We start from the raw sequence: 25669 nt of genomic DNA, 5'->3' as shown, positions 1-25669 counted from the left end.
TCGGTCGCCGCCGGGCCACCAGGCCGGATCCTCAAACACAACAACATCAACGCGGGGTGGAGCAGCCCGGTAGCTCGTCAGGCTCATAACCTGAAGGTCACAGGTTCAAATCCTGTCCCCGCATCCATCTTAAGTTGCGAACACAAGGCGTCGACCTCCCAGTCGGCGCCTTTGCCTTTTCGGGCACCCTCCGCCAAACGCAGCATCGCCCCAAGCTGACCACGCACCTCAATCCGCAGCTTGCCAGATTCCGCGACAAGGCAGCATCGACCGATCCAAAAAGAGGTCCGCCAAAAGCCTCCCAAGCTTGCCGTGCTCGTCATCAAGCTGCTTCAGCCGCCGCATCTCAGAAGGCATCAGCCCACCGTACTTCTTGCGACAGTTGTCGATCGTCACCTTCGAGATGTCCGCATTGCGGCAGATCTCCTCAATCACCGTCCCTTCCTCCGCCTGGCGCAGCACGAACGCAATCTGCGTATCCGTGAACTTCGACCTCTTCATCGCCATCCCTCCGTCTCCCAGCCCAAGCCTAAAATGGAATTTTCCAGTGCAGGACGGTCCAGGGATCGGCAGGCAGGTCATTCCGCATTAGATCCAGGAAACCTGGCGCTCAGCGTGGCGATCGGTCTGGCGGAGAGCGGGACGCCCGAGGGAACTGGCGGAGGAAGTGCAACGGAACCCGAACCATCGCCTCTGGTTCACCTTGTGCGGCTGACGCGGTCGTCGTCGCGCAGAGTGCTCGGCGGGAACAGAACGACGGTCTCGCCCGCGGCCAAGCCGCCGGAGATCATGGCACTGCGGGCCGCGCGTCGGGCAACCTCGACCTGTCGCTCGCGCGCTACGCCGTCCTGCACGACATAGGCCGCCCAGCCGGCGCCCCGCCGAAAGAGCGCGCTGACCGGCACCAGAACCGCGTCCTCGATCGCCTCCACCATGATCCGCGCATCCACACGGAACCCGTCACCGAGCGCGGCCCAGCGCTCCAGGGGGCTGACGAGGTCGACCACCACCCACACCCGCTGCTCCTCGACTCCGAGCGCCGAGACGCGAGTGAAGGCGGCGGGTTCGACCAGGCGCACGCGCCCCTGCAGCGGCGCCGGTCCACCCCAACGCTCGATCGTCACCGGGGCACCTGGCGCAATGCCGACTGCGTCAGCAGTGAGGACGTCCACCACCACCTCCAGGTCCGCTGGATCGCCGAGTTCCAGGAGAGGCGCACCGGAGGCGATCACCGCCTCGCTCTCCTGCATCACGCGCAGCACGCGCCCGCCGACGGGGGCGCGCACCTCGAGGCGCTCCGGCCCGTTTTCCTGCGCCTCGGTGGCAGCGAGCAGCGCGCGCGCCTGGTCCAGTTCGTGCGCGGCAGCATGGCGTCGCCGCTCGGCCACCAGCATGTCACGTGCGGCTGTGCGCTCAGCAAGCTCCGCGCGCTCAAGCTGCTGAAGCGGCGCTGCGCCCCGCGCCTGCAGGGCGCGCACACGAACCGCATCCGCCTCGGCCTGGACCCGTTGGGCTGCGGCACGCTCCACCAGCACGCCGGCCTGCTGCAGCATTGCTTCCGCGGCACCGACGCGCTCCTCGGCCTCGCGCCGCGCGCGCGGGCTCAGGAGGGCGGACGGCGCAGCCAGGATCAGCGCAACCGGGTCGCCCTGGCTGACCGTGTCGCCCGGGCGCACGCCGAGCCGCAGGACCCGCCCCGCGACGGGGGCGGAGACGACGTAGCGGTCCCGCACCCGCGTCCGCCCGTCCTCCACCACCACCGCCTCGAAGCGGCCGCGGGTGACCAGCTCAGTCTCGACAAGAACCGGTCGCGGCTGGAAGGCGAGGAATGCGCCGCCAGCCGCCAGAAGGACGGCCGTGGCAACCAGCGCCCGGCGGAAATGCCGGTTCATGCTTCAGTCCCTCGCCTTCAGGGCGGCGACCAGGTCGAGCCGGTCGATCCGCCGCCGCACCACTACCGCGCTGGCGAGGGCAGCGCCCAGTACGACCAACGCCGCCGCCGCGAAGGTCGTGGTGCTGATCACCGCCGGGACGTCGAAGCTTTCGTTGTCCCGCGCGCCCAGGATCAGCCCGACGATCCACTGCGCCAGCACCAGCCCGAGCGGCACCGCGACCAGCACTGCGAGCGCAAGCTCGGCGAGCAGGATGCGCGACACCTCCTGCCGCGTGAAGCCGAGGACCCGGAGGCTCGCCATCTCCCAACCACGCTCCTGCAGCGCGACGCGAGCGCTGTTGTAGACCACGCCCACCGCGATGATCACGCCGAAGCCGGTCAGCGTCACGGCGCTGGTCAGCACGAGCCCGGCGATTACCTCATCGAAGACGCGGAGCCACACTGCCTTCACGTTCGTCGCCGCGACGCGCGGCCGTTCCGCGAGTTGCCGCCACAACGCCTCCGCCGCTAGCGGGTCCACCCGCAGCGCGACATGGGAGACGAGGTCGTCCTCACGCATGAGCCGGTTCAGTGCGCCGATCTCCATCAGGGCGGTGTAGCCGATGATGTCCTCGACCAGCACGTCGACCGGCAGGTCATGCACGCGCCGGGCGCCTTCCAGGACCTCCACCTGTACCGTGTCGCCCTCGCGCACGCCGAGCCGCTCGGCCAGCCGCCGACTGAGCGCGAGGCCCTCATGAGGGATCGGCACCGGGCGTAGATTGGCGTCGCGCGGCACGCGCAGCTCTGCGCCCGCCGGCAGGCCAGTCAGCGCCAGCAGTCGGCTGCGCTGCGCCGCTCGCAGCCGGATCGGCACGATGCGCTGCCCTTCCGCCGCCAGCACGCCGGGCAGGCGCGCCATCTCCCGCGCCGCGCGGGAAGGGCGCGGGTCGGTGAGCGCGACGAAAGCGTCGCCACGCTCGATGCGGTCGAACTGCAGCTCGACCATGCTGTCCATCGCGTCCCACCAGAACAGGCCGAGCACCACCATCGGCACCGCCAGCGCGATGCCGAGCACGGTGAGCAGGGTTCGCAACGGGCGGCCGAGCAGGCCGCGCAGCGGGATCTTCGCCCGAGCGCCAAGCCCTCGCCCGAGATGGCCGAGCGGGCCGCCGCCGAAAGCAGCCGGCCGGGCCGGACGCAGCCCCTCCGCGGCGGGGAGGCGCAGGATCCGTCGCAGCGCGTCGAGCACGCCGACCAGCGCGACCGCGAAGCTCGCAGCCGCGGCCAGCACCGGTAGCCAGGTCGGCAGCAGATAGGGAAGCTCAGGGAAGCGGAAGAAGGGGCGGTAGTTGCCGAGCATGCCGGCACCCATCCAGGCGCCCGCGCCGATGCCGAGCGCGGAGCCCAGCAGACAGATCGCCGCGACGAACTTCGCGTAGTGCATCGCGATCGGCGGGGACGGGTAGCCGAGTGCCTTCAGCGCCGCGACCTGCTCGCGCTGCGCCTCCACCATCCGGCCCAGCACGACATTGAGCAGGAAGGCGGCGATGCCGAAGAAGACCAGCGGCACGGTGACGGCGAGCGTGCGCTGCTCGGCCAACTCGTCCTCCAGGAAGCGGTGCGAAGGCTGATCGTGCCGCCCATAGGCGCCGCGGCCGCCCCAGGGCAGCAGCAGCCGGTCGAGCTCCGCGATCACCGCAGGCTCCGAGGCGCCGGGGGCGAGGGTCAGCACCGCCTCGCCGAAGGCGCCCTGCATGTCAAAGGCACGCGCCACCGCCTCCTCATTCGCCCAGAGTACGAGGAAGCCGCGGTCGTCGGGCAGCGGACTGCCGGGGCGCGAGGTGAAGACGAATTCCGGCGAATGGGCGATGCCGGCGATGCGGAAGCGCTGGCGCCGGCCGTTCAGGATGACGGCGATCTCGTCGCCAGGTCGCACCTGCCACGCCTCGGCGAAGGCGACGTGGATCACCGCCTCGTCATGCCGGGTCGGTTCCGGCAGACGGCCGACAATCAGCCGCAGCCGGTTCAACGCCGGCTGTTCCCCGCTGATAGGCAGGGACAGGACACGAGCGGCGACCGGCACCTCGGCCCCCGGCCAGTCAACCCGGGCCTCGCCACCGACGCGCCCCTCCGCCACCGCGACGCCCGGGATCTCCGCGATTCGTGCCAGCATCGTGCTCGGCGCCCGCTTCACCTCGGCATAGACTTCGGCAAAGCGACTCTCGGCGTAGAAGGCCTGCTGCGCGCCGCGGAGCGAGAGGAAGCTGCTGACCGACATGACCAGCACGGCGACGCCGGCGCCGATCAGCAGCGCGATGGTCAGAACCTGGCTGCGCAGCGCCCAGACGTCGCGGAGCAGCTTGCGGTCGAGCGCGCTCACCAGACCAGCTCCTCGGGCGCTAGGCGGCGGGCGTTCGCCTCGATCGCGACGATGCGCCCGCCGCCCATCCGAAGGACGCGGTCCGCCATCCCGGCGATCGCGGCGTTGTGGGTTATGACCACGGTCGTCGCGCCGACCTCTCGGTTCGCCCGCGCGATGGCCGAGAGCACCAGCTTGCCCGTCTCGACATCGAGCGCGCCGGTCGGCTCGTCGCAGAGCAGCGCGTCGGGGCGCTTGACGATGGCGCGCGCGACCGCGACGCGCTGCTGCTCGCCCCCGGAGAGCTGTCCGGGGAAGTGATCAAGTCGGTGCGACAGCCCTACCAGCGCGAGTGCCTCCTCCGCCCGCATCGGGTCGCGCGCGATCTCGGCGACGAGCTCGACGTTCTCGCGCGCGGTGAGGCTCGGGATCAGGTTGTAGAACTGGAAGACGAAGCCGACATGGTCGCGCCGATAGGCGGTCAGCGCCGCCTCGTCTGCCCCCGTCAGTTCATGATCCCGCCACGCGGCGCGCCCGGAGGTCGGGGCATCGAGGCCGCCGAGGATGTTGAGCAGGGTGGACTTGCCGGACCCTGAGGGGCCGAGCAGAACGACGAACTCGCCCTGCCAGATATCGACGTCGAGGTCGCGTAGCGCATGCACCGTCGCGTCGCCGCTGCCGTAGCTCTTGCACAGGCCGCGCGCGACGAAGACCGGGGTCGCACCGGTCGCCTGGGGTTCGCCGGCCGGGGGCGCTGCGTCGGCTGCCGTCGTCATTGGCGTCCGGCGCAGCATGCCACGTTCCGCGTCCCGGTGAGGACAAAGGTGCCGGGGCGCGCGGCTCAGCCCCGGACCATGCGGGAAATGGCGCGGTCCCGCAGAACGAACTGATGCCAGAGCGCCGCCAGGACATGTGCCGCGACCGTGGCCAGCATAAGGTTGGCCAGCACCTCATGCGCCTCGGCCCAAATGCGCCCGACCCGCACCGGAAACGGCAGGGGCTGCTTCATCGCCCTCGACAAATCCGTCCGCGAGGGTCGACCGGCAGCATGGCGTGGATCATCACCGAGGAGCCGCTGACCGGCAGCGAGACGAAGCAGAGCGCCTAGGCGCCGCCCGGTATACGCGGACGTGACGCTGCAAGTTTGCTCTCCGGCCTGATTGCGCGGTCCGCCCGCTGGCTTTGTCATCACACTCCGCATGAGTGACGCCAGGGCACATGCGCGCCTGACCACAGGGGCAGCGTTGCAGATAGTGGCGAAGATCGCCGACTTACCAGCCCAACGGTTCGCCTCGCCGCTTCGCGGATGCGCCAAGCGTAGCAGATCTCGGGGAGTCGTGACCTGAACACTTGGCCTGCGTCGGTAGGGCGGACCGCATCGCAAGGCCCGCGATAAGTAGAAGTGCGCAATTGCCTTCGCCGCGAGCGACCGCGACTATGTGCGTGGTGATCGCAGCCCTGGCGGTCGAGTGGCTGCTGCGTGTGACGGAGTTCGCCATGTCGTTTGAGCCCAATGCCGCATGGTTGATTGGCCGTGAGCAAGCGTCTGCCAGAGTGGGACGCGGGTATCACGCCGCTCCGCCGGCACAAGACCTGCTCCATGACCTGCGTGACACCCTGTTCGCCATAAGTGGCGCCATATCCGAGGTTCTACCCGGCGTCAGCGCGGACGCCGCGGCTCTTCTCGAGCGTATCGGGATCGCTGCAAGGCAGGCATCGGACCGTGCCCGCATGCTTGCAGACGTCAACGATCCACAGATCGAGACCCGCGCGCAGATTGCGTTCAACCCTAACGACCGCCTTCGTTGTCTGAGGCCCGCGCTTCAGGCTCTGCTCCCGTCCGGGGCTGAACTTCGCCTCAGGCTGGCAGCGGGCCTGTGGTCCTGTTCTGGAAACCCCGACAGCTTCGACGAGGCCGTGATCGTGCTTGTGCGGGAGATCGCTGACGCGATGCGGCGCGAAGCACTCTGCGCGCCCGTCGTCATCCTGACGCGGAACCGTGCTTCAGCACCTCCAAATGGCGACGTACGTGTCTCTGTTGTCTCCGACATTGCGTGGCTGTCCGATGATGCTTCCTGGACGCCGGACTTGCGGAGGATCCGCGACGACCTCGCCCACCATGGCGGCCGCCTCCTGGGCGCCGATCGCCGCGGCTATCGGGCAGTAGCCCACATGGATCTCCGGAGGTCTCTGGCGCGCCGGCTCGCAGCTGCGCCACTCGACAGGCGCGTCAATAGCCGTGATGCGCCGCCTCACTCCGCTTCCGCAGAGGCGCGATCGGCGGGCAGCATCGCAGGCGCAGTGCTCGCGTCGCCCTAGCTCTCTGGTCCTGAAGGTGCTCCTTCCGTCTGACTGGCGCTGGCGGGACCATCGACAGGTTGGACATCGGCCTGAACAGCAACCCGCACTGCGTCTGCAAACGAGTTCACGCCGAGCCGCGACATCATCCGCGCACGATGGATTTCGACCGTCCTGGGAGAGAGCGCAAGTACACGGGCAACGTCCTTGTTCGCGTGCCCGGCCGCCAGAAGTTCGAGCACCTGACGTTCGCGCAGCGAAAGCGCAGCCATCCTGGCGCGAGCTGCATCCTGTGGCGATTGCCCGGACGGCGGCGAGTTCGTCGAATTGTAACGCTCCAAGGCCGTGGCAATCGCGTTAAGAAGTCGCCTGTCGCTACATGGCTTCTCGATGAAGTCCGCGGCGCCTTCCTTCATGGCGCGAACTGCAACTGGCACGTCCCCTCGCGCCGTGATCATGATGACCGGCGGCGTGAAGCCCATTGCGCGGAGGCGTCTCAGCAAACCAATTCCATCGAGATCTGGCATCCGCAGGTCCGTCAAGACGCATGCTATCGGCTCGGTGAGGGTCGGTTGCGCATCGAGGAATGCCTGTGCCGAGGAATGCAGCACGACGGTGAGTCCCGCAGCGCGAAGGAGAAGTCCGAACGCAACTCGGACGCCCTCGTCGTCGTCGATGACATGGATGCTTGCACCGGCTGCAAGTTGAGCGGCGGCGTGCCGGGAGTGTTCCACTGGCGCGACGTCAGCCACTACCATCGGTGCCATCCTCATGCTGCTCAGGAAGTGGCACTTCGTCGCACGGGGCCACCGGCAGCGTAAAGCGAAAGACCACCCCTCCGCCCGGGTTTGCTTCGGCACAAATGCTGCCGCCATGCGACTCGACAATCGATCGGCAGAGTGACAGGCCGATCCCCATGCCTTCCGGCTTTGTCGTCACGAACGGTTCGAAGAGCTGCGCCGCAACTTCGGGCGCAAGTCCCGGTCCATTATCCGCTACCGCAACCCTCACCATCGCGTCCTGCAGATCCGCAGTCACGGTAACGGTCGGCTCGACCAATGCAGTCCCCTGCTCCGCCATGGCTTGAATCGCGTTGCGCAGCAGATTGAACAGAACCTGGCGAATCTGGACGGCGTTTGCCAGTACGTTGGGCAACTCCTCGGGAACCGCGTTGCGGACCGCCGTTCCCGATCGACCGAAGCCGACCATCGCAACGGTGCAGGCGTCATCCACGAGAGGCCTCAATGCTTCGGGACTTCGAGTGGTACCGTGCGGAATGATGAAGGCTCGGAGCCCTTCCAGGATTTCTACGGCTCGTGCGAGTTGGTCTCCGACCAATCCGCACGCCTCTTCGAATCCCTCATGCAAGTCCTTTGGCAGCAGGGCGGCTGCACGATGTGCAGTGAGCCGGGCTGCTTGCATCGCCATGGTAGCGGCCATCAGCGGTTGCGCGACTTCATGCACGAGGCCGGACGCCATCACTCCAGCGTCAGCGAGTCGCGAGACGTGCAGGAGCTCATTTTGCAGGTCGTGCAACCGAATGCGCGCCACTTCGCGGTCGGTCACGTCGAGAGTGATGCCGATCATTCGGCGCGGATGGCCCTCCGCGTCATCGTCGATCGCGTAGCCCATGGTCTGCATCCAACGCTCCGCGCCATCGGAGACGCGTCGAATGCGATACACGACATCGAACCGCTCGCTGTCCTGACGAGACGCTACCGCCGCCTGAACCTTGGCGCGATCCTCCGGGCAGATGCAGTTCCACCACATCTCGTAACTGGCCCGCCCACCTGGATCCGTTGGATATCCAAAGAGCGGAAAGTGGTTCGTGGACCACAAGGCTGTCCCCTCGGCGACGATGCGTTCCCAGGTCGCGAAGCCGGTGCCCTCGATGGCCGTGCGCAGCCTCAACTCCGCCTCGCGCAGTGCCGTCACATCAACCGCGAGCCCGGTGAAGCGCACAGGCCGGCTAGCCTCATCCAGATACGTCTTGCCGCGTGCGGCCAGCCAACGAATGGTGCCATCGGTCCGAACGATGCGATACTCGCAAGCGTAGTTACCCTTCGCGAGACTAGCCTCGACTTCCGCTCGCGCGCGTGGGCGGTCCGCCGGATGGACCTGCGCAAGCCAATCCTCGATGGTGTGGTGTCCGCCGGACGCGGGGTCCAGGCCGTATAGGTGACAATAGCCTTCGGAGCAGGTTGCGAGCCCGGTCGCGATATCGAGGTTCCAGAGCCCGGCGCCCGCTGCCTCCTGCGCGAACCGCAAGCGCTCCTCGGCCTCGAGCAGCGCGGCTTCTGACTTTTTTCGGTCCGTCGCGTCGATGATGACGCTCGTGAGCGAGGAGGGCTCCCCGGTGTCCGGCGTGCGAATTAGCGAAACGGTCGCACTTACCCAGATTGCAGTCCCGTCTTTGCGCAGGAACCGCTTGTCGCCGGTGTGGTAGTCGACCTGACCTGCCCGCAGTGCAGCGAGTTGCTCGCATCCGGTCGCGCGATCACTCGGATGGGTCAGGTCGAGCCAGGACGTTCCGGCCAGGTCCGCAGCGGAATCGTAGCCCAACATGACGGCGAGCCTGCGATTGGCGCGAATCCAGCGCCCATCAAGATCGGCATCGACGATGCCGACTGCGGCCTGTTCAAAGATGGCGCGATCGCGTGCCTGACTTTCCCGCAGGGCGCGAATCATCCGACATGCATCAGTGTTGTCACGATTCACGCCAATTCCACGAAGAGCCGTGCCGTCAGGTCCGTAGGTGAAGGCGCCGACGAATTCGACTTCGCGAACTTCTCCATCGGGGCGACGAATCCTGAAGTCGGTGCGCAGGCTTTCGTCCCGCCGCGCCAGAGCCTCATGGACCGTCGCTTCAAGTCTCGACAGGTCCTCGGGCAACACCCTCGGGCGCCAGGTCTCGTAGCGCCCGTCGAATTCGGAACGAGCCATACCGTAGATCCGCAGCATCTCTTCGCTCCAGGCAATGCGCCCGGTGGCTATGTCCCACTCGAAAAGACCTATGCCCGAGAGGGTTTGCGCGAGTCGAAGCCGCAATGCGCTCTCTTGCAGATGGACGTCGATTGCGGGGAAATCACCAGCTTCACCTACCGTGCCGGCCATGACGCTTTCGTTGCCGTCTGCGCCACGAAGCATGCGGCCGCGGAACTCAAGGCCATGCACTGAGCCGTCGGGCCAGCGAATGCGCGCAGCAGAACGCAGCAGGCCTGTCGTCCGCGCCTGGTCAATAGCGGCAAGAAAGGCAGGACGATCGTCTTCGATCACTTGCCGCGCAGCAGCCGCAAACCCCCAGTCTGGCTGTCGCGCCGCATGTCCGAACAATCGGTCATGATGCTTGGATCGATCGAGCGCACGATCCGTCGTCATGTCGATGCGCCACGTGGCAAGGCCCGCCGCTTCGATCGCGCAAGACAGCGCATCTCGATCGGGTTGGGACTCGCTGCAATGCGTCACGGGCGGCATAGGTCGGGCATGTCCGATGTTTTCGTCGCCCCGCGACGTGCCGGCGGCCCGATGGAATGGCCATCCGCCGACAGCCGCAGCTTTCAAGAAATTCGTACTGGTCCGGCAAGGGCTATGCCTTGCGGGACATCAAGTCGTGCGCTCGACCGGCGGATGGAGGCGCGACTACGCAATTCCCCTTAAGCGTTCCAACGGATGGCGAGGATCTTTATCCGCCGGTAGCAGTCCTGGGCCGCGATGCATAACCGCGGACGGTCGCTGCAACACATTGGGGAAAAAAACATCATGACGCATGCGGAGAGGCGCGCAGGCCCCGCGGTCGCGAAAGGGCGCCCGTCAAAACACCGCCGGGAAGAGCTCGCGCAGATGGAAGAGCCGTGGCAGATCCAGTTGCGGCATGACTTCGTTGCGCGGCTGTTGGAAAACCGGCTGGAGTTTGGCGTCATGCTTCCGCCGCCGCAAATCGAGCCTTCCGGGAAGACAACGAAAAAGACGTGACAGCGGAATAACTAGATGTCAGGCCCCCGCATTTCGTGGTGCGGATGCGCGGCGCGTTTTCGGGGTCTGGGCGCCTGCTTTGCTGCAGGTAGGCCCACCCCAAGGCTGCGCAGAGGACGGTCAGCGCAAGGCGCGACGCATACCGGCGTGCCTCGCCCGCAAGCCGTCCTGACATGATGGGACAGGGCGACGCTGTGGTCGTTCCCACTGCCATGCGGGGGGGCGCCCGCGGAAGACGGCCGAAGCAGGGGCATCTGGCCGCAGCCGAACTGCAGGTTTGGTCGATCAACCCATTTGATGATTGCAGTGGCAGCGAGAGGCAGCGTGCCGTCTTCGGCGTCGCGTCGCGCCGCGCTTCGCCATGCGGATGAATGGCTGACGCTGATCACTCGTATCCACACTCCGCGCACGTCATGGGGCCGTGCTTCTCGCGCGCCGGTTCGATCACGTAGCCGCAGCGCCAGCACGCGTGTTGTGATGCTCGTCGTCGTCCAGCAACAGAGGCGTGACTTCTTCGCCGAACTCGGCACGCTGGACGCACCGCTGCCCGAGCGCCCACCGCCGGGAGCTATGGCGCACATCCTGGCCATGTGCGCGCGTCACGGAGTGGAGATGGTGCCGCCACCCTGATCACTAGACAGCGAGTTCCACCGAGATCGAGCCATCGTCGATCCATCAAGGCACCAGCGGCCGAGGGGTGGTGCTCATGAGGCATGCTCGGTAGTGATTGCAGATTCGTAGTGGAACGGCTGCCCGCGAGTTGCCGTGACGCCGGCTCAGGGGTCACCGGGTATGGCCCATCTCAACATTGGCACCGTGATCTTTCCCGACATCGACCAGGTGGATTTGAGCGGCCCTCATGAAGTGCTCTCCCGCCTACCCGACTCCACCTGGCGCCTCTATGCGCGCACGATGGATCCCGTGGTGGACATGAAGGGGCTCCGCTTCCTGCCGGATGCAACGCTGGAGGAGGCGCCTCAACTGGACGTGCTGCACATCCCGGGCGGGTTTGGGGTCGACGCGGCGATGCTCGATCCCGGTCTCGTGGCATGGCTGCGCCGGCAGGCAGAGTGCGCGGAGGTCGTCTTCACGGTTTGCACGGGCGCCATCCTTCTTGGCGCGGTTGGCCTGCTCCGCGGCCGTCACGCAACGACGCATTGGGCAAGCCATCACCTGTTGCCGCTGCTTGGCGCCATCCCCGTCGACGAGCGTGTGGTCGAGGACGGGCCCCTCGTCACCGCGGCGGGCGTGACATCGGGCTTCGACGACGCCTTGCGCGTCGCAGCGCGCCTGCGGACTGCCATGTGTGAGGCAACAACAGGGTGCGCGTCACGGCATGGAATGTCCGCATGCCGATGGTCAATCTTGCAGCGGCGCCGCTGGCGGTGCAGGTGACGAAGCCAGGATACCGTATCTGACGCTTGATGTTCGACGTGGTGCTCGAACGCCTTTCACACAGCGAAGGCTGCGAATACGTGTAGGAGCAGCGGCTGCGGCACTTCGCAGGCGTGCAAACGCGGGCCAGCGCGGCCAGCCGCACGTCAAGTTCGCGCGGTGCAGGCGGGGCGCCGGGCCCACTCAGCGCGGAAGCCGACGCATCAGCCGGCAGGCTCCGGCAGCACACCGATCCGGGCCAGTAGCTGGAGGGAGAACTCGCGCCGGAACGCGGCCAATGACGCGAAACCGGGCGCCCGGGTGAACAGCGCGAACACGACCGGCGATGCATCCGGTCGGACCACGAAGCCGCAATACCAGCCCTCGAAGGGTCCGCGGAACTCGCCGGGCGTCACCGGTCCCGACCCGGTCTTTCCATGTACCAACGCCGTGCCGACCTGCCCTGACCAGCTTGCCTGCGCGAGCGCGGCGAGCGAGCGCTGCGACACGCCGAGGCGGCCGGCCAGCAACTCGGCGAGGAAGGCGACCTGCTCCGAGACCGCGATTGTGAGGCCACGACCGAGCCAGAAGCTGTCGGACCCGTCCGGGACCTCGGCGTTGCCGTAGCGCCAGCGGCTGAGGGTCGCGCGGTATCGGGTCGTGCCGACCTCCTTCGCCACGTCCTGGAAGTACCAGACCGCCGAAGCCGCGAAGGCGCTGCGCAACGTGTGGTCGCGGCGCCACGCGGCTGGCCAGTGCGGCGCGGCCGGGCGGCGCGCGGAATCCCAGCGCCGCGCCGCGTCCAAGTCCGCGGCGACACCGGTCTCGAGCGCAATCAGGAGGTTAGGGATCTTGAAGGTCGACCAGGGTGCATGGCGAGAGCCGAGGTCGCTGTCCTCGAGCGCGTGCTCCGCCCCGCTGCCAAGATCGCGCGCGAGGAATGCCACCTCCCGCGGGCCGATCGCCTCCGTGAGCGGCGCGCGACGGATGATCGCACGCGTCGTCGCGCTGGCCGAGGCGACCGGACCGAGTAGCGACGCGGCGGCGATCAGCGCGCCGCGCCGTGCAAGGGGGGCAAAGACAGGCATCATTAGGCTCCGTGCGATGGCGGACGCCTAGCAGCGCGGCCGGCATGAACCAATTGATGTCTTGTCAGCTTGTACTGAATGCGGTTCAGCACCTCCATGGACTGGACGCGGCTCGACCTGAACCTGCTGAAGACGCTGGCGATCCTGCTGGAGGAGCGCAGCGTCGCCCGAACCGCGGAGCGCCTTCACGTCACCGCCTCCGCCGTCAGCCACGCGCTGGCACGGCTGCGGCGGCTGCTCGGGGATCCGCTGCTGGTCCGCGCCGGTAACGCCCTGACGCCGACCGCCCGGGCGCGGGCCATCGAGGGGCCGTTGCTCCGGCTCCTGCCGCAACTCGGCCTCACGCTCGGCGATAGCCGGGCGGTGGCGGCGACGCGCAGCCCACAGCGGACACTGACCATCGCCTCGCCTGCGGCGCTCGACCTGACGCTGATCCCGGTACTTGCCGAGCGCCTGCGGCAGGACGTGCCCGGCTGGACGCTTTCGGTTGAGGCGTTCCAGCGCCGCAGCTACGAGGCAGACCTGATGACCGGGCGGGTCGACGCGGTCCTGTCGGTCGGAGGGCACACGCCGGCGGGAGAAGCGATCGCCGTCGAGACGCTGTGGGAGGACGAGGTCGTGGCCGTTGCCGGCGAGGGCGCGGGGATCGCGGTGCAGGTGTCGGACGCGTCCCTGGCCGACCTGCTCGATCGGCCGCAGCTCTATCCGCTGCCCTGGCCGACCTCCCAGAACTACCTCGACATCTGGCTCGCGCGGCAGGGGCGCCACCGCCAGATCGCGCTTGGCTTGCCGAGCTACGCCGGCGCGGCGGAAGTGCTGCGACGCACCGACCTTATCGCCATGGTGCCGGACCGCACGGCGGCGGCGCTAGTGCGGCAGGCACCCGAGTTGCGCATCCTGCGGGTCGTGCCGCCGCTCTGCTCGCCGCTATCCCTCGCCTGGCGCCGCCGCGACGCCGCCGACCCTGATGTGTCCTGGGCAAGACAAGTGATCGCCGAAGCGGCGGCGGCGGTGCCGCGGGGTGTTCCCGCAAAGGCTGTAAGCTAGCCGACCGAGCCGGCGGATGGTGCTGCGTCGACCCAGGCTCGCCGCCCCTGGCCGTTGAACCCGGCGCCTGCCCCTGGCATCAGCTCCACCGGAACACGCGCATGGCAATTCGCCTCCCCGATGTGACCCTCGCTGCCGACATCATCGGTGATGGTCCGCCTCTTCTCCTGCTGCACGGCGCGCTCGGCGACCGGCGGACGCTCGCGCCCGTCGCTGCGCAACTCGCCGATCGATGGCGCCTCGTCGTGCCGACACAGCGGCATTTCGGCCCGGCGCCGCGTAGCGTCGGTATCAAGCGCTTCGGCACTGCAAGTCAGGCGGAAGATCTTGTCGTCATGCTCGATGCGCTTGGCCTTGCCCGGGCGCATGTCGTCGCCTGGTCGTTCTCGGCGCATTCCACGCTGGCCGCGGCGCTGGACGCACCGGAGCGGATCCGTAGCCTGTTCCTCTACGAGCCGGGCTTCCCGACCTTCGTCACCGATGCTGCGGCGCAGGCTGAGATCTCCGCGGACGGTGCCCGCGCCTTTGGCCCGGTGGCCAAGGCTGCACAGCGCGGCGACTGGGCTGAAGCGGCTCGCGATCTGATCGATGCTGCTGCGGGAACGGTCGGTTGGTTCGACGCGCAGCCGCCGGAGGTGCGGCAGATCCACCTCGACAACGCCGACACCATCGGGCTGCTGTTCAGCCAGACGCCGCCCGTGCCAATCGCCGCCGGGGATCTCGCGCGGCTTGTGGTGCCGACGACCCTCGCTTGGGGCGCCGACACCACGGCCACCTACCGGCTGGTCTCGCAGGCAGCGGCGCAGGCGATACCAGGCGCCCGGTCCATCGTGGTGCCGGCGGCGGGCCATCTCCTGCCGGAAGCGGACCCGATCCGCTTCGCGCGGCTCATTGCGGCGCATCTCGAAGGCGCGGAGGGCTGACCTGCCGGCCGGCGCGCCGAGGCCGTCCTCAAGCGGACCTGACCATCGCCGCCAAGGTGAAACCCAGATGTGCCGCACCATGCGAGACCATCGCCGCGAGCAGGTCGCGCATGGCAAAGAGCAACCCGAAGACCGCCCCCGCGATCGCGTTCAGCAGCACCGTGCGCACCGCCGCGCCGAAACCGGGCATGACGCCGCCAGCTGCCAGCGCCGGCAGGTGGCTCGCGGCGAACAGCAGGGCCGCAAGCCCCACCGCGATCGCGACACACCAGGGTGGCGGGCGCCCCACGCGCCGTGCCAAGACTTGCCTAAGGCCGAGCGCGATCAAGCTCAGCGCCCCCCAGCGGAACAGCACCTCCTCCACCACCCCGCCATAGAGCACGCCAACGAGCAGCGCGGAGGGGCGCCATCCCTCGAGTACCGAGGGCGGCTGGCCGGGCGCTGCCTGCCAGAAACCGCGCGTCGCGTGGTCGGCCAGCGCGATCAGCAGGCCCAGCAGCAAGCCAAACACGCCCTGCCCGACGCGCTCCGCAGGGCGGAAGCCGCCGGCCAGCAAAAAGCCGCAGCGCGCCGCGGCCCAGGTCCCGGCAAAGGCAAGCCCCGCAAGCAGGAACGCCGGCTGCACAAGCAGCGCGGCCGGCGGAACGCCGGGCACCTCCGGAAGTACTGCCGCAAGCGACAGGATGCCGGGGCAGCCCGCCAGCAGCACGATCCATGCGTTGCGCCACGGCCGAGGGCGGCCTGTAGACAGGGCGGGACCGGGGCTCATGGCCGATGAGTCGGGACGTCGCGGGGTACGGCCGCGAACAGCGTCGCCGCGAAGGGCGGTTCGAACTGTGAGGTCGGGGGATGAGCGGAAGCCGCGCGCCAGGCTGTCCGTTCCACGCGCCGTCCGGCCGCACCCATGCCGAACAGGGGCCGCAGCCAGGTGGTCCGTTCAATCAACGCGGCGCCGCCAAGACTGATCGCGAAGGTCGCCCCAGCGATAGCCAGGCCCTTCGAGAGCGGCGCGCCCGACCAGTCGAACACCGCCCAGCCGAGCAGCACGATCACCGTCTGGTGCAGCATGTAGAATGCGAAGGACAGCGGCGCGAAGGCGCCGAGGAGCGGGATGCGGCGCGCGAGCCAGCGGCGGGCGGCGGCCAGCAGGGCGAGCAGCACGAGCCATTCCGCCGCGCCGCGGATGGCAAGGCGAGCCGGAAGCGGAAGGTCGAGCAGGCCCATCCCGCCGCGCGCCGCCGGCAGGCCGGCGAACCACAGCGCCGCGGCAAGCAGAGCCAGTCCCGTCAGCAGCGGCCAATGCCGCGCGACGGCCGCCGCGAGCGCCGCATTCCGCGCAAGCCACCAGCCGAGGATGACGAGCAGTCCGTAATGAGCATGGTTGGCCCAGTCCGCGACAAGATCGTGGCTGCCGGGGAATGCTGGCCGGAGCAGGATTTCGACTGTGACCAGTGGCGCGAGGGGTAGCAGCAACCGCCACGGCGATGCGGCGATCCACGCCGCCAACCGCGTGCCGTCCCCGGCGCGCGACACCAGCGCCAGCAGCACGGCGTAGAGGAACAGGTAGGGCAGGAACCAGAGGTGGTGCCAGGAGAAGTTCGCCGCAGGGTAGCAGCACACGAAGGCCTCCGGCAGGAAGGCCACGAAGTCCCCCTCGAAGACCGGCGCGCTCTGCCGCAGGGGCGCGGCCGGCGTCACCCGTTCCACCCAGACCTGCGGCGGAACCAGCACGAGGATGCCGAAGGCGAGGGGCAGCAGCAGCCGCGCCGCACGCTCGCGCAGGAAGGCGGCGGGGCCGCGACTCTCCAGCGCATAGGCCGCAGCCATGCCCGCAAGCAGGAACAGCAGGGGCATCTGCCACAACTCGATCGCGCGCAGCAGGACTGAGGCTCCCACATGCGGCGCCGCGGCGTCCTTCATGTGCCACGGCGTCGCGTCGAACAGGCGCGCGGTATGGAATGGCACGAGAAGCAGCACGGCGAGGCTGCGGAGGTTGTCCACGTCGTGGCGGCGGGGACTGGACAGCGGGGTCATGTGGCACCTAGAATTATTGAATGAATAAATCATTCATTAAATTCGCCCGGGATGCAACGCGCAGGGGCCCGCGTCCCGCGCCGGGCAGGCTTGCGGCGATCGCAGACGCCGCCTCCCGCGTTTTCACCCGCCAGGGCTTCCGGCTGTCACAGGTGGCGGACGTGGCACGGGAGGCGGGCGTAGCTGCCGGAACCGTCTATCTCTACGCCGCCGACAAGGCGGCCCTGCTCGACCTCGCGATCCGTGCGGCTGCGGGCCTCGGCCTGCCGCCTGGCGATGCACCGGCGCAGGCAGAACTGGAGGCGACCCTCTCCGACGCCCTCGGGCCGCGTCTCGCCCTGCCACGCATCGCGGCCGTCGCCGCTGGTGACACCAGCGCGGCCACGCTGCGTGACATCCTCGGGGAACTCTACGATCTGCTGGCGCGGGAAGCGCGACTCATCCTGCTGCTTGACCGGCTTGGCGCCGAGGTCCCCCAGATCGGGGCCGCCTACGGGACGGGGCTGCGGACCCGGGCGCTGCAGGACTTCACGCGCGCGATCGGGCAGTTGGCGATCCGCGGCGACGTTCGGACGGATCTGGAACCGGGACTGGCGGCGCGGGCCGTGCTGGAGATGATCGCGTGGATGGCCATGCGCCGCCCCGGCGATTCCGCGCCACCAGCGGGCGACGAGGCGCTTGCGCGCGAGACCACGCTCCGTCTTGCGGAAGCCGCCCTTGCGCTCGATCGCAGGCCGCCTTCGCGGATCAGGCGCTAATGGGGCAGGGGCAGCGTATCCGCCGAGAGCCTCGCTGCGTCCGAGACGCGAATGCCCATGCCTGCGCCGGGCGGGATCTCGGCGCGCAGTAGCGACGGCATGCCCATCTCCTGGCCCTGCAGGATCTCGATGCCGCCGCCATGCGGCCATCCGAGCGCGCGCAAATAGCCGGCAGGGGCAGGCGGCGCGCACACACTGTCGCAACTGCGGGAGGACGGCGTCTCGATACGCGCGGCGGACATGCCCCGGGCGGACGACCTGATGCTGCGCATCTACGCGGCGATGGCGCAGAACGAGCGCGAGTGCATCAGCGGGAAAGTCCGGGCGGCGCTGGCGGCGGCCAAGGCGCGGGGAAAGGCCTTGGGCGGGGACCGCGGCTACCGGCCGAAAACCGGCCCGAACGCGACTGCGGTGGCTTGGGCGCGGCATGAGGCCGCGGAACGCGCAGCACATCGGCTGAACCCGGAACTGGAGCGGCGGCGTTCAGCAGGCGTCGAGGGTCATGCTGCGCTGGCTAGACTGATGAAGGATCAGCGCATCCCGACCCCGCGCGGTGCCTACGCATGGACGCACACCACCGTTGCCAGGGTGATGGAACGCGCTGCAAACGCGTCATCCGCTACCCTGCAGCTAAACCGAATCGTACAGCGGCTAAGTGATCGCCACCCCAACCTTGAGGTGCAGGATACCGCTCCAGTGGCTGCGGCACCTCACGCAACCACGGCGGACGATCGTCTGATGGTCCGCGCGGCAGGGGCGGTAGCATGACGCGCGGCGGCATTGCCGAGCAGGCCACGAATAGCCCGAGCGCCAAGATCAGACCCGTGCGCAACATTCTCACTCGCATCATCGAGGCCCTTCGTCGTCGGCAGTCTAAAGTACGATCTCGGCCGAGGCACCTCGGGGCGCGGGCGCTTCGACCCAAACCACAGTGACGCGGCTCCTGGCTCGCACAGATGTTGTAGAATGCCCTCTCGATGCATGATGGGCGCGATGAGTCGCGTCCGCAGGGGTGCGGCGGTCGGTGGGCCTCGCTCACCACCGACGGTGGCGACGGCCGCGACCGGAAGGCCTGGAGCCGGTATGCGGCCAGCGGAATGCGAGGGGCGCGCCATCGCTGCCGCCGACGGAGGAGATCGTCCTCGCGGTTGGGGACCATCTCCGCAGCAGCGGCCGCGCGTCCGATGGACCGCTCGCGGCGTGCAGGCCCGACGTCGCCACCGGCGACGCACATGCCGGGTCGAACGAGGCGCATGCGATCCCATCGGATGCGGCTTCCATGACATGTCCCGACCCGGCGCGGCGCGTGCGCCCTGTCCTCCTCTTCCCGCCTCACCGCGAGCTGCGAATGCTAGATGTCGCAGCGCCGCACGGCATCTGCAGGGCGTATCCGGATCTGGCGCGGACCTTGCCGCGCCGGTCATCGCACGCCGACCTCGGATGCCGCCTTTCCTTGCGGTGCTGACGACTTCGTGAGTTAATGAAACGAGATCGCCCCCGCCGCCTCGTCACGAACGCGCCTGCGTGGGCCTTCCGGAGGGGAGGCAGGCATGAGCGGCTTCGAGCATCCGGCCCCGACAGCAAGCCTCATGCACAGCTTTGCCGAGCCGGACCGTTTCTCGTCCGCGCTCCTCGGCGGCCAGTTCGACATCATGCCGCTGCACGACGAACCCTTCTCGGCGACGCTCCGCGTCCTCAGGGTCGGCGACATGATCGTACAGCATGCCGACACATCGGGGCATGTCTCGCGCGGCGGCATCGCGCCGGGCATCGCCGTGCTGATGCTCAACATGCAGGTCACGGATCGCCCTGCGCTGGTGAACGGTGTGGAGGTAGGGACCACGGAAGCTGTGCTGGCCACCGGCGGCGCCGAAATCGCCGGGCACGCCCCGCGACGGCTGCGCTGGGCTGCCGTGGCGCTGCCCCTCCCGCTGCTCGAGGAACTGGCTGAAGTCGCGACCCCGCATGTGCGCGTTCACGGGGCGGTCAGCGGGCTGACGCTGTCGCCGGACAGGGCGACGCGCCTGGTCGCTGCCCTGTCGTCGGCCGGACAACTTGCCGAGGGCCTGCCGGCGCTGTTCCACCTGCCCGACTGTGCGGCCGGCCTCGCCATGGCGCTGCGCGAGGAAGTTGCCGGGAGCCTGACAGCCGAGGCCGCCTTCACGCCGCGCCCGCGCGCCGTCGGGCAGGCGTTGCGTCTCGTCCGGGCAGCCGAGGCCTTCATGGAGGCGCGGGTGGAGCGGCCGGTCTACACGGAGGAATTGTGCGCGGCGCTCGGCGTCTCGGCGCGGCGCCTGCACGACGCGTTCCGCGCGGTGCTGGGAACAAGCCCGCACGCGCACCTGAAATCTCGTCGGCTGATGCTGGCGCGCCGGGCGCTGCTGCGCCAACGGAACGGCCCCGAATTGGTGAAGTCCGTCGCCCTCGGTCATGGCTTCTGGCATCTCGGTCATTTCGCACGCGACTATCGGGCGTTGTTCGGCGAACTGCCCTCGGAAACGCTCGCCGCGCGGCCGGCACCCGGGACGGACCGGGACACGAATGCTCGTGATCCGTCCGGCCGGTTGCACCAGCGAAACCGACAGCCGTGAGCAGCCTGCCGAATTTGGATAGTGCGCCGTGCGGACGCCGCGCGATGCCCGGCGCATGCTCCCGGGGGGGAGACCGGACACGCGCGATGCGCGTCGGCCTGCCTTGATGATCTGGAAGGGGAGGAAAAGCCCGATGAGACTTGTCGGAGCGCTCGCGACCGGGGTCGTGGTCACGGCCCTGGCCTTCGGTTCCTTTGCCTCCCGTGCGGCGGCGCAGCAGATCCGCGGCACGCCCGGCGCGCCGGACGCGGTGATGACCCCAAACGCGTTCAGCCTGCCGGCACCCACGCCGCCCTTTACGGGCACCATCATGCCGAATGTGGGCGACAGCCAAGTCGCCTGGCCGCCGCAGATCGCCGCACCCGAGGGTGCCCCCAATGTCCTCGTCATCCTGACCGATGATGTCGGCTTCGGTGCGCCATCCACCTTCGGCGGCGTCATCCCGACTCCCGCCTTGGAGCGCGTTGCGCAGGCGGGGCTGCGCTACACCCAGTTCCACACGACCGCGCTGTGTTCGCCCACACGCGCGGCCCTCCTCACGGGCCGCAACCACCATTCTGTCGGCGCCGGCGTGATCTCCGAACTGACCACCGGCTTCCCTGGCTATAACTCGATCGTTCCGCCCGAGACGGCGCATGTTGCCGCTGTCCTGCGGGAGATCGGCTACGCCACGTCCTGGTTCGGCAAGAACCACAACGTGCCGACCTGGGAGTCCTCCCCGGCCGGGCCGTTCCGCAACTGGCCAACGGGCCAGGGCTACGACTACTTCTACGGCTTCGTCGGCGGCGACACGAGCCAGTGGCAGCCGGGCAACCTGTTCCGCAACACCACGCCGATCCATCCGAATGTCGGTGTGCCTGGCTGGAACCTGACCACCGCCATGGCCGATGATGCCATCGCCCATATCCGACTCACGACGTCGGTCGCGCCCAACCGGCCCTGGTTCATTCATTACGCGCCAGGCGGCGCGCACGCCCCGCACCATGCGACGCCAGAATGGATCGCCCGGTTCCGCGGCCAGTTCGACGGCGGGTGGGAGGTGCTGCACCGGCGCATCTTCGAAAACCAACGGCGTCTCGGTGTCATTCCTGCAAATGCGCAATTGCCGCCGCTGCCCGACTACATTCCGCGCTGGGAGAGCCTCTCGGACAACCAGCGGCGGCTCTACGCCCGCCAGATGGAGGTCTACGCCGCCTACCTTGCCTACACCGATCACGAGATCGGCCGGGTGATCCAGGCGGTGGAGGATGCCGGCCAGATCGACAACACGCTGATCATCTACATCAGCGGCGACAATGGCGGCAGTGCGGAAGGCGGACCCGATGGCACGGTGAACGAGGTTGCCTGGTTCAACGGCACCTTCTTCACGGTCGATCAGATGATGCCTTTCCTCGAAGGCTGGGGGAACGATCGCACCTACAACCACATGTCGATCGGCTGGACCTTCGCGCTCAACACGCCCTACCGCTGGACCAAGCAGATCGCGTCCCACCTCGGCGGCACGCGCAATGGCATGGCGATCTCATGGCCGCGCCGCATCGCGGACCGTGGCGGCATCCGCCACCAGTTTCACCATGTGATCGACGTGGTGCCGACCATCCTTGAGGCGGTCGGCATCCAGGCGCCGACCATGGTCAACGGGGTCCCGCAGCGCCCGATCGAAGGTGTCAGCATGGCCTACACCTTCGACGCGGCGAGCCGTGATGCACCGTCGCGCCGGCGCACGCAGTATTTCGAGATCATGGGCAATCGTGCCATCTACCACGAGGGCTGGATGGCAAGCACCACCCCGCCCGTGCCGCCGTGGGATTCGCAGTCGCCCAAGCCGACCGACGTGATGAACGGCTACACCTGGGAGCTGTACAATCTCGTCGATGACCCGACACAGATGAACGATCTTGCCGCGCGGGAACCCGCAAGGCTGCGCGCGATGCAGGACCTGTTCCTGGCAGAGGCGACGCGCTACCAGGTGCTGCCGCTCGACAACTCCACCTTGACGCGGCTGATCTCGGCGCGGCCCGGTCCGGCAGCGGGGCGCCGCCAGTTCACCTATACCGGGCCCGTGAACTCGATCCAGGGAAGCGCGGCGCCGAGCCTGCTCAATCGCTCCTACCGCGTCACCGCCGAGATCGAGGTGCTGCAAGGTGGGGCGAATGGCGTGCTGGTGACGCAGGGCGGCCGCTTCTCCGGCTACGCCTTCTACCTTGTCCAGGGGCGTCCGGTGTTCAACTGGAACTTTCTTGGCACGCAGAACCACCGCTGGGAGGGTCCGACGGCGCTTCCGCCGGGCCGCCACACGCTGGTCTTCGACTGGCAGATGGAGCCGCAGGGGATGCCCTTCGGGCGCGGCGGCACGGGCACGCTCACGGTCAACGGCCAGCAGGTTGCCCAAAGGGCACTCCAGAACACGCTGCCCTTCACCGTTGCCTGGGACGAGACCTTCGACGTCGGCCTCGACACCGGCACCTCGGTGGATGACCGCGACTACACCTCGCCCAACCCCTTCACCGGGCGGATCGTGCGGCTGACGATCGACCTGGGCGAGAGCACCATCACGCCGGCCTCCCTGCGGGTCTTGGAGGAAGAGATGGCGCGGCGCCAGCGGGCCACGGCACCGGCCGCGCAGCCCGCCACGCCACCCACGCAGCGTAACTAGGACACGCGGTTCGGCGCGGCCCCGGGCGTGTTGCCGCGGGCCGTTGCCGTCCCGACATACCAGTGGAGGCCAAGAGATGACCCGAGACACCCGGCGGCTCTGCGCCGCCGCCGCATTGCTCGCGGCCGGCCTCAACACTGGCGCCGCGGCGCAGGACACCGGCCTGCGTCCCGGCTGGAGCTTCGAGGTCGCGCCCTATGCCTGGGTCCCGTCGATCAACGCGAACCTGCGCTACGCGCTGCCGCCCGGCATCGGCGGATCGGCGGACGTCAAGGCCGACGCCTCCGACTATTTCGCGCAGCTCAACTTCGCCGCGGCGCTGGCGGCGACAGTCCGCTACGACCGTTTCACGCTGCTGACGGACATCATGTACGTCAGCGCGGATGCGGGTGGCAGCCGCGTCGAAGCCGCCGACATCCTCGGCGTCGGGCGCAACCCTATCTCCAGCACCGTCAACGTGTCCGGCAGCACGAACCTCAAGACGACGCTCTGGACGCTCGCGGGCGGCTACACGCTGGCTTCGGGCAGTTGGGGCAATGTCGACGTGCTGGCCGGCTTCCGCTACCTCGGGATCGAGGCCACGACCGACTACAATCTCGCGGTCACGCTGCTCGGGCCGCGCGGCAATGCGGGACCGAGCTTCGGCGGCGCCGGCCGGCTGTCCGGCCGTGACGATATCTGGAACGGCATCGTCGGCGTGCGCGGGCGGTTGAACATCGCGCAGAGCGGGTTCTTCGTCCCCTACTACCTCGATATCGGCACGGGGGATTCGAACTTCACCTGGCAGACCTTCGCGGGCATCGGCTACCAGAGCGGATGGGCGGGCGTGCAGCTCGGCTGGCGCTACATGTCCTACGACCAGGGGAGCAACGCGCTGGTCCAGGACCTGACCATGAGCGGCGCGTATGTCGCGGTGAACTTCAGCTTCTAGCGAGACGGGGGCGGTCGATAGGAAGGATGCTGGCCGCGACCGATTCCGACGTGGTCTGATGCCCGCATGATGCCTGTAGCGACCGCTTCCCGTGGTGCGTGACCAGGGCCTGAGGCCCGATGGGTGGCGCATCCGCATTCTCGCGGTGCTCGGCCTTGCCGCCGCTATCGCCGTCCCGTTCCTGCTGGCCGCGCTGCTCACCCGTGGCGCACCGGTCAGCGCGACGGAGCGGGTGCGCGTCGGCTTCGTCGGTTCCTCCACCTGCGCCGGTTGCCACGCCGCCGAGGCAGCGGCATGGCGGGAGAGCGACCACGCCCGCGCCATGGCCGCGGCGACGCCGACGTCGGTGCTCGGCGACTTTTCCGGCGTGACCGTGACCGATGGTCGACACAGCGCCACCTTCCTGCGCGACGGCGACCGCTTCGTCATCCGCACGGACGGTCCCGGCGGCACGGTCGCGGATTTCCCGGTCAGCGAGACGTTCGGCGCGGACCCATTGCAGCAATACCTCGTGCTGTTCCCCGATGGCCGCCGCCAGGCGCTGCCCTGGGCGTGGGACAGCCGCCCGCGCGCTGAAGGCGGCCAGCGCTGGTATCACCTGATGGCACAGGAATCCCTCCGCGCAGGCGATCCGCTGCACTGGACCGGGCGCGACCAGACCTGGAACTTCATGTGCGCCGCCTGCCACTCGACCGGGCTTGAGCGCGGTTACGACGCGACGCGTGATCGCTACGAGACGACCTGGACCGAGATCAGCGTCGGCTGCGAATCCTGCCACGGGGCGGGGGCCGCGCATGTCGCCTGGGCGCAGGCTGGTGCACGCGGCGATGTCGCGAATCGCGGCCTGCCGGTTGCGCTGCGCGATGCTTCCGGCGGCGCCTGGCGCTTCGCGACGGGCGACCCGCGCGGCATCGCCCGGTGGGACGGCCCGCCGCGCCAGTCGGCCGCGGTGCAGGTCGAGACCTGCGCCCCGTGCCATGCCCGCGCCCGCCCGATCGTGGCGGACCCGCTGCCCGGCGCGCGCTTCCTCGACACCCATGCGCCGCTGCTGCTGGCGCCAGGCGACTACCATGCGGATGGCCAGATCCAGGGCGAGGTCTTCGAATGGGGATCCTTCGCGCAGAGCCGTATGCAGCGCGCCGGCGTGGTCTGCGCCGACTGCCACGACCCGCACAGCGGTCGCCTGCGCGCTGAGGGCAACGCCGTCTGCGCGCAATGCCACCTGCCGGCGCGCTTCGACGTGGCGGAGCATCATCGTCACGCGCCGGGCGGCGCGGGGGCGCAATGCGTCGCCTGCCACATGCCGGCGGTCACCTACATGGGCGTGGATCGCCGGCGCGACCACGCATTCAGCATCCCTCGCCCCGACGTCGCGGCGGCGATCGGCGCGCCCGACACCTGCACATCGTGCCACGCCGGGCAGACCCAGGGCTGGGCGGCAGCGCAACTGGCATCGTGGCACGGCCCGCCGCGCGGCGGGCCGCATCCGGCACTCGCGATCCATGCCGGCCGGACGGGTGCGCGTGGCGCGGACCAGGCGCTGGCGCGGCTTGCGCTGGACCGTGCGGAGCCCGCGATCCTCCGGGCCACGGCGCTGTCCTTGCTGCCCGCCCCGCCGACCCGCCCGGTCGGGGAGGCGATCGGCGGCACGCTGCTCGACCCCGAGCCGCTGGTGCGCGCCGCGGCGCTGCGCGCGCTGGAAGGCCTGCCGCCGCAGAACCGCCTGCATGCCGCGCGGCTGCTGTCCGACGAGGTGCGGCTG

General features: G+C 68.9%; 22 protein-coding genes, 1 tRNA gene and 1 pseudogene. 13 read left to right on the top strand and 11 right to left on the bottom strand.

Translation table 11 applies throughout. The features are described from left to right. Positions 1-50 precede the first annotated feature (50 nt). Positions 51-127, top strand: a tRNA-Met gene (locus HW577_RS05895). Between the two features lie 134 nt (positions 128-261). On the opposite strand, the pseudogene HW577_RS05890 reads toward HW577_RS05895, so the two are convergent. The 5 genes and pseudogenes from HW577_RS05890 to HW577_RS05870 form a co-directional block, all read right to left on the bottom strand. Beyond that, positions 262-501, bottom strand: a pseudogene (locus tag HW577_RS05890) (transposase); the annotation flags it as partial. 197 nt (positions 502-698) lie between these two features. Beyond that, positions 699-1892, bottom strand: a complete 1194-nt coding sequence (locus tag HW577_RS05885) for an efflux RND transporter periplasmic adaptor subunit (protein WP_198375144.1) — start codon at positions 1890-1892, stop codon at positions 699-701. A 3-nt stretch (positions 1893-1895) separates the two neighbouring features. After that, complete coding sequence (locus tag HW577_RS27035; protein WP_198375142.1) at positions 1896-4256, bottom strand: ABC transporter permease; 2361 nt, start codon at positions 4254-4256, stop codon at positions 1896-1898. Then, entirely contained in the window at positions 4253-5029 is a 777-nt protein-coding gene (locus tag HW577_RS05875) for an ABC transporter ATP-binding protein (RefSeq protein ID WP_232474709.1), read from the bottom strand. The genes HW577_RS27035 and HW577_RS05875 overlap by 4 nt, the downstream gene beginning before the upstream one ends. A 47-nt stretch (positions 5030-5076) precedes the next feature. Further along, on the bottom strand, positions 5077-5244 hold the full coding sequence (locus HW577_RS05870; protein ID WP_198375141.1) for a cytochrome b/b6 domain-containing protein: 168 nt from the start codon (positions 5242-5244) through the stop codon (positions 5077-5079). Between the two features lie 437 nt (positions 5245-5681). On the opposite strand from HW577_RS05870, the gene HW577_RS05865 reads away from it, so the two are divergent. After that, positions 5682-6554, top strand: a complete 873-nt coding sequence (locus tag HW577_RS05865; protein WP_198375139.1) for a nitrogen regulation protein NR(II) — start codon at positions 5682-5684, stop codon at positions 6552-6554. Here the strand turns inward: HW577_RS05865 and HW577_RS05860 are convergent. Together HW577_RS05860 and HW577_RS05855 are read right to left on the bottom strand one after the other, a co-directional pair. After that, positions 6551-7291 (bottom strand): response regulator transcription factor, encoded by a 741-nt coding sequence (locus HW577_RS05860; RefSeq protein ID WP_198375137.1) that lies wholly within the window; start codon positions 7289-7291, stop codon positions 6551-6553. The genes HW577_RS05865 and HW577_RS05860 overlap by 4 nt on opposite strands. Continuing rightward, positions 7278-10007, bottom strand: coding sequence for a PAS domain-containing protein (locus tag HW577_RS05855; protein WP_198375136.1), 2730 nt, complete (start codon positions 10005-10007; stop codon positions 7278-7280). Before HW577_RS05855 ends, HW577_RS05860 begins: the two co-directional genes overlap by 14 nt. A gap of 285 nt (positions 10008-10292) precedes the next feature. On the opposite strand from HW577_RS05855, the gene HW577_RS05850 reads away from it, so the two are divergent. The 3 genes from HW577_RS05850 (at position 10293) to HW577_RS05840 (ending at position 11900) form a co-directional block, all read left to right on the top strand. Continuing rightward, entirely contained in the window at positions 10293-10505 is a 213-nt protein-coding gene (locus HW577_RS05850; RefSeq protein WP_198375134.1) for a hypothetical protein, read from the top strand. A 477-nt stretch (positions 10506-10982) separates the two neighbouring features. Next, a complete protein-coding gene (locus tag HW577_RS05845; RefSeq protein WP_198375132.1) occupies positions 10983-11135 on the top strand; it encodes a hypothetical protein in 153 nt (50 codons plus the stop codon). Between the two features lie 162 nt (positions 11136-11297). Continuing rightward, complete coding sequence (locus HW577_RS05840; RefSeq protein ID WP_198375130.1) at positions 11298-11900, top strand: DJ-1/PfpI family protein; 603 nt, start codon at positions 11298-11300, stop codon at positions 11898-11900. A gap of 203 nt (positions 11901-12103) precedes the next feature. Here HW577_RS05840 and HW577_RS05835 read toward each other — a convergent pair whose 3' ends face one another. Beyond that, positions 12104-12967, bottom strand: coding sequence for a penicillin-binding transpeptidase domain-containing protein (locus tag HW577_RS05835; RefSeq protein WP_198375128.1), 864 nt, complete (start codon positions 12965-12967; stop codon positions 12104-12106). Between the two features lie 78 nt (positions 12968-13045). Between HW577_RS05835 and HW577_RS05830 the strand changes: the two genes are divergently transcribed. Both HW577_RS05830 and HW577_RS05825 read left to right on the top strand, forming a co-directional pair. Then, complete coding sequence (locus HW577_RS05830) at positions 13046-14014, top strand: LysR family transcriptional regulator (RefSeq protein ID WP_198375127.1); 969 nt, start codon at positions 13046-13048, stop codon at positions 14012-14014. Positions 14015-14115: 101 nt separating this feature from the next. Further along, entirely contained in the window at positions 14116-14937 is an 822-nt protein-coding gene (locus tag HW577_RS05825; RefSeq protein ID WP_198375126.1) for an alpha/beta fold hydrolase, read from the top strand. A 28-nt stretch (positions 14938-14965) separates the two neighbouring features. On the opposite strand, the gene HW577_RS05820 is transcribed toward HW577_RS05825, so the two are convergent. Both HW577_RS05820 and HW577_RS05815 read right to left on the bottom strand, forming a co-directional pair. Then, a complete protein-coding gene (locus tag HW577_RS05820; RefSeq protein ID WP_198375125.1) occupies positions 14966-15706 on the bottom strand; it encodes a CPBP family glutamic-type intramembrane protease in 741 nt (246 codons plus the stop codon). Continuing rightward, positions 15703-16971 (bottom strand): acyltransferase family protein, encoded by a 1269-nt coding sequence (locus tag HW577_RS05815; protein WP_198375124.1) that lies wholly within the window; start codon positions 16969-16971, stop codon positions 15703-15705. The genes HW577_RS05820 and HW577_RS05815 overlap by 4 nt, the downstream gene beginning before the upstream one ends. Before the next feature lie 20 nt (positions 16972-16991). Here HW577_RS05815 and HW577_RS05810 point away from each other — a divergent pair, with 20 nt between their 5' ends. Further along, a complete protein-coding gene (locus tag HW577_RS05810; RefSeq protein WP_198375123.1) occupies positions 16992-17729 on the top strand; it encodes a TetR/AcrR family transcriptional regulator in 738 nt (245 codons plus the stop codon). On the opposite strand, the gene HW577_RS05805 is transcribed toward HW577_RS05810, so the two are convergent. Then, on the bottom strand, positions 17726-17971 hold the full coding sequence (locus HW577_RS05805) for a hypothetical protein (RefSeq protein WP_198375122.1): 246 nt from the start codon (positions 17969-17971) through the stop codon (positions 17726-17728). The genes HW577_RS05810 and HW577_RS05805 overlap by 4 nt on opposite strands. Here HW577_RS05805 and HW577_RS05800 point away from each other — a divergent pair. From HW577_RS05800 to HW577_RS05780, 5 genes are all read left to right on the top strand, one after another. Then, positions 17970-18497: a hypothetical protein gene (locus tag HW577_RS05800; protein WP_232474708.1), complete on the top strand. Its 528-nt coding sequence runs from the start codon at positions 17970-17972 to the stop codon at positions 18495-18497. The two genes, HW577_RS05805 and HW577_RS05800, sit on opposite strands and share 2 nt — an antisense overlap. A 782-nt stretch (positions 18498-19279) precedes the next feature. Beyond that, entirely contained in the window at positions 19280-20320 is a 1041-nt protein-coding gene (locus HW577_RS05795; RefSeq protein WP_198375121.1) for a helix-turn-helix domain-containing protein, read from the top strand. 133 nt (positions 20321-20453) lie between these two features. After that, a complete protein-coding gene (locus HW577_RS05790; RefSeq protein WP_198375120.1) occupies positions 20454-22976 on the top strand; it encodes an arylsulfatase in 2523 nt (840 codons plus the stop codon). Between the two features lie 76 nt (positions 22977-23052). Next, a complete protein-coding gene (locus tag HW577_RS05785; protein ID WP_198375119.1) occupies positions 23053-23907 on the top strand; it encodes a hypothetical protein in 855 nt (284 codons plus the stop codon). A 91-nt stretch (positions 23908-23998) separates the two neighbouring features. Further along, the coding region (locus tag HW577_RS05780) for a cytochrome c3 family protein (RefSeq protein ID WP_198375118.1) at positions 23999-25669 on the top strand (1671 nt) is incomplete at its 3' end.

This window comes from Neoroseomonas rubea, assembly GCF_016106015.1.
GTDB lineage: Bacteria > Pseudomonadota > Alphaproteobacteria > Acetobacterales > Acetobacteraceae > Neoroseomonas > Neoroseomonas rubea.
This window is presented reverse-complemented; position numbering and strand designations above follow the sequence as displayed.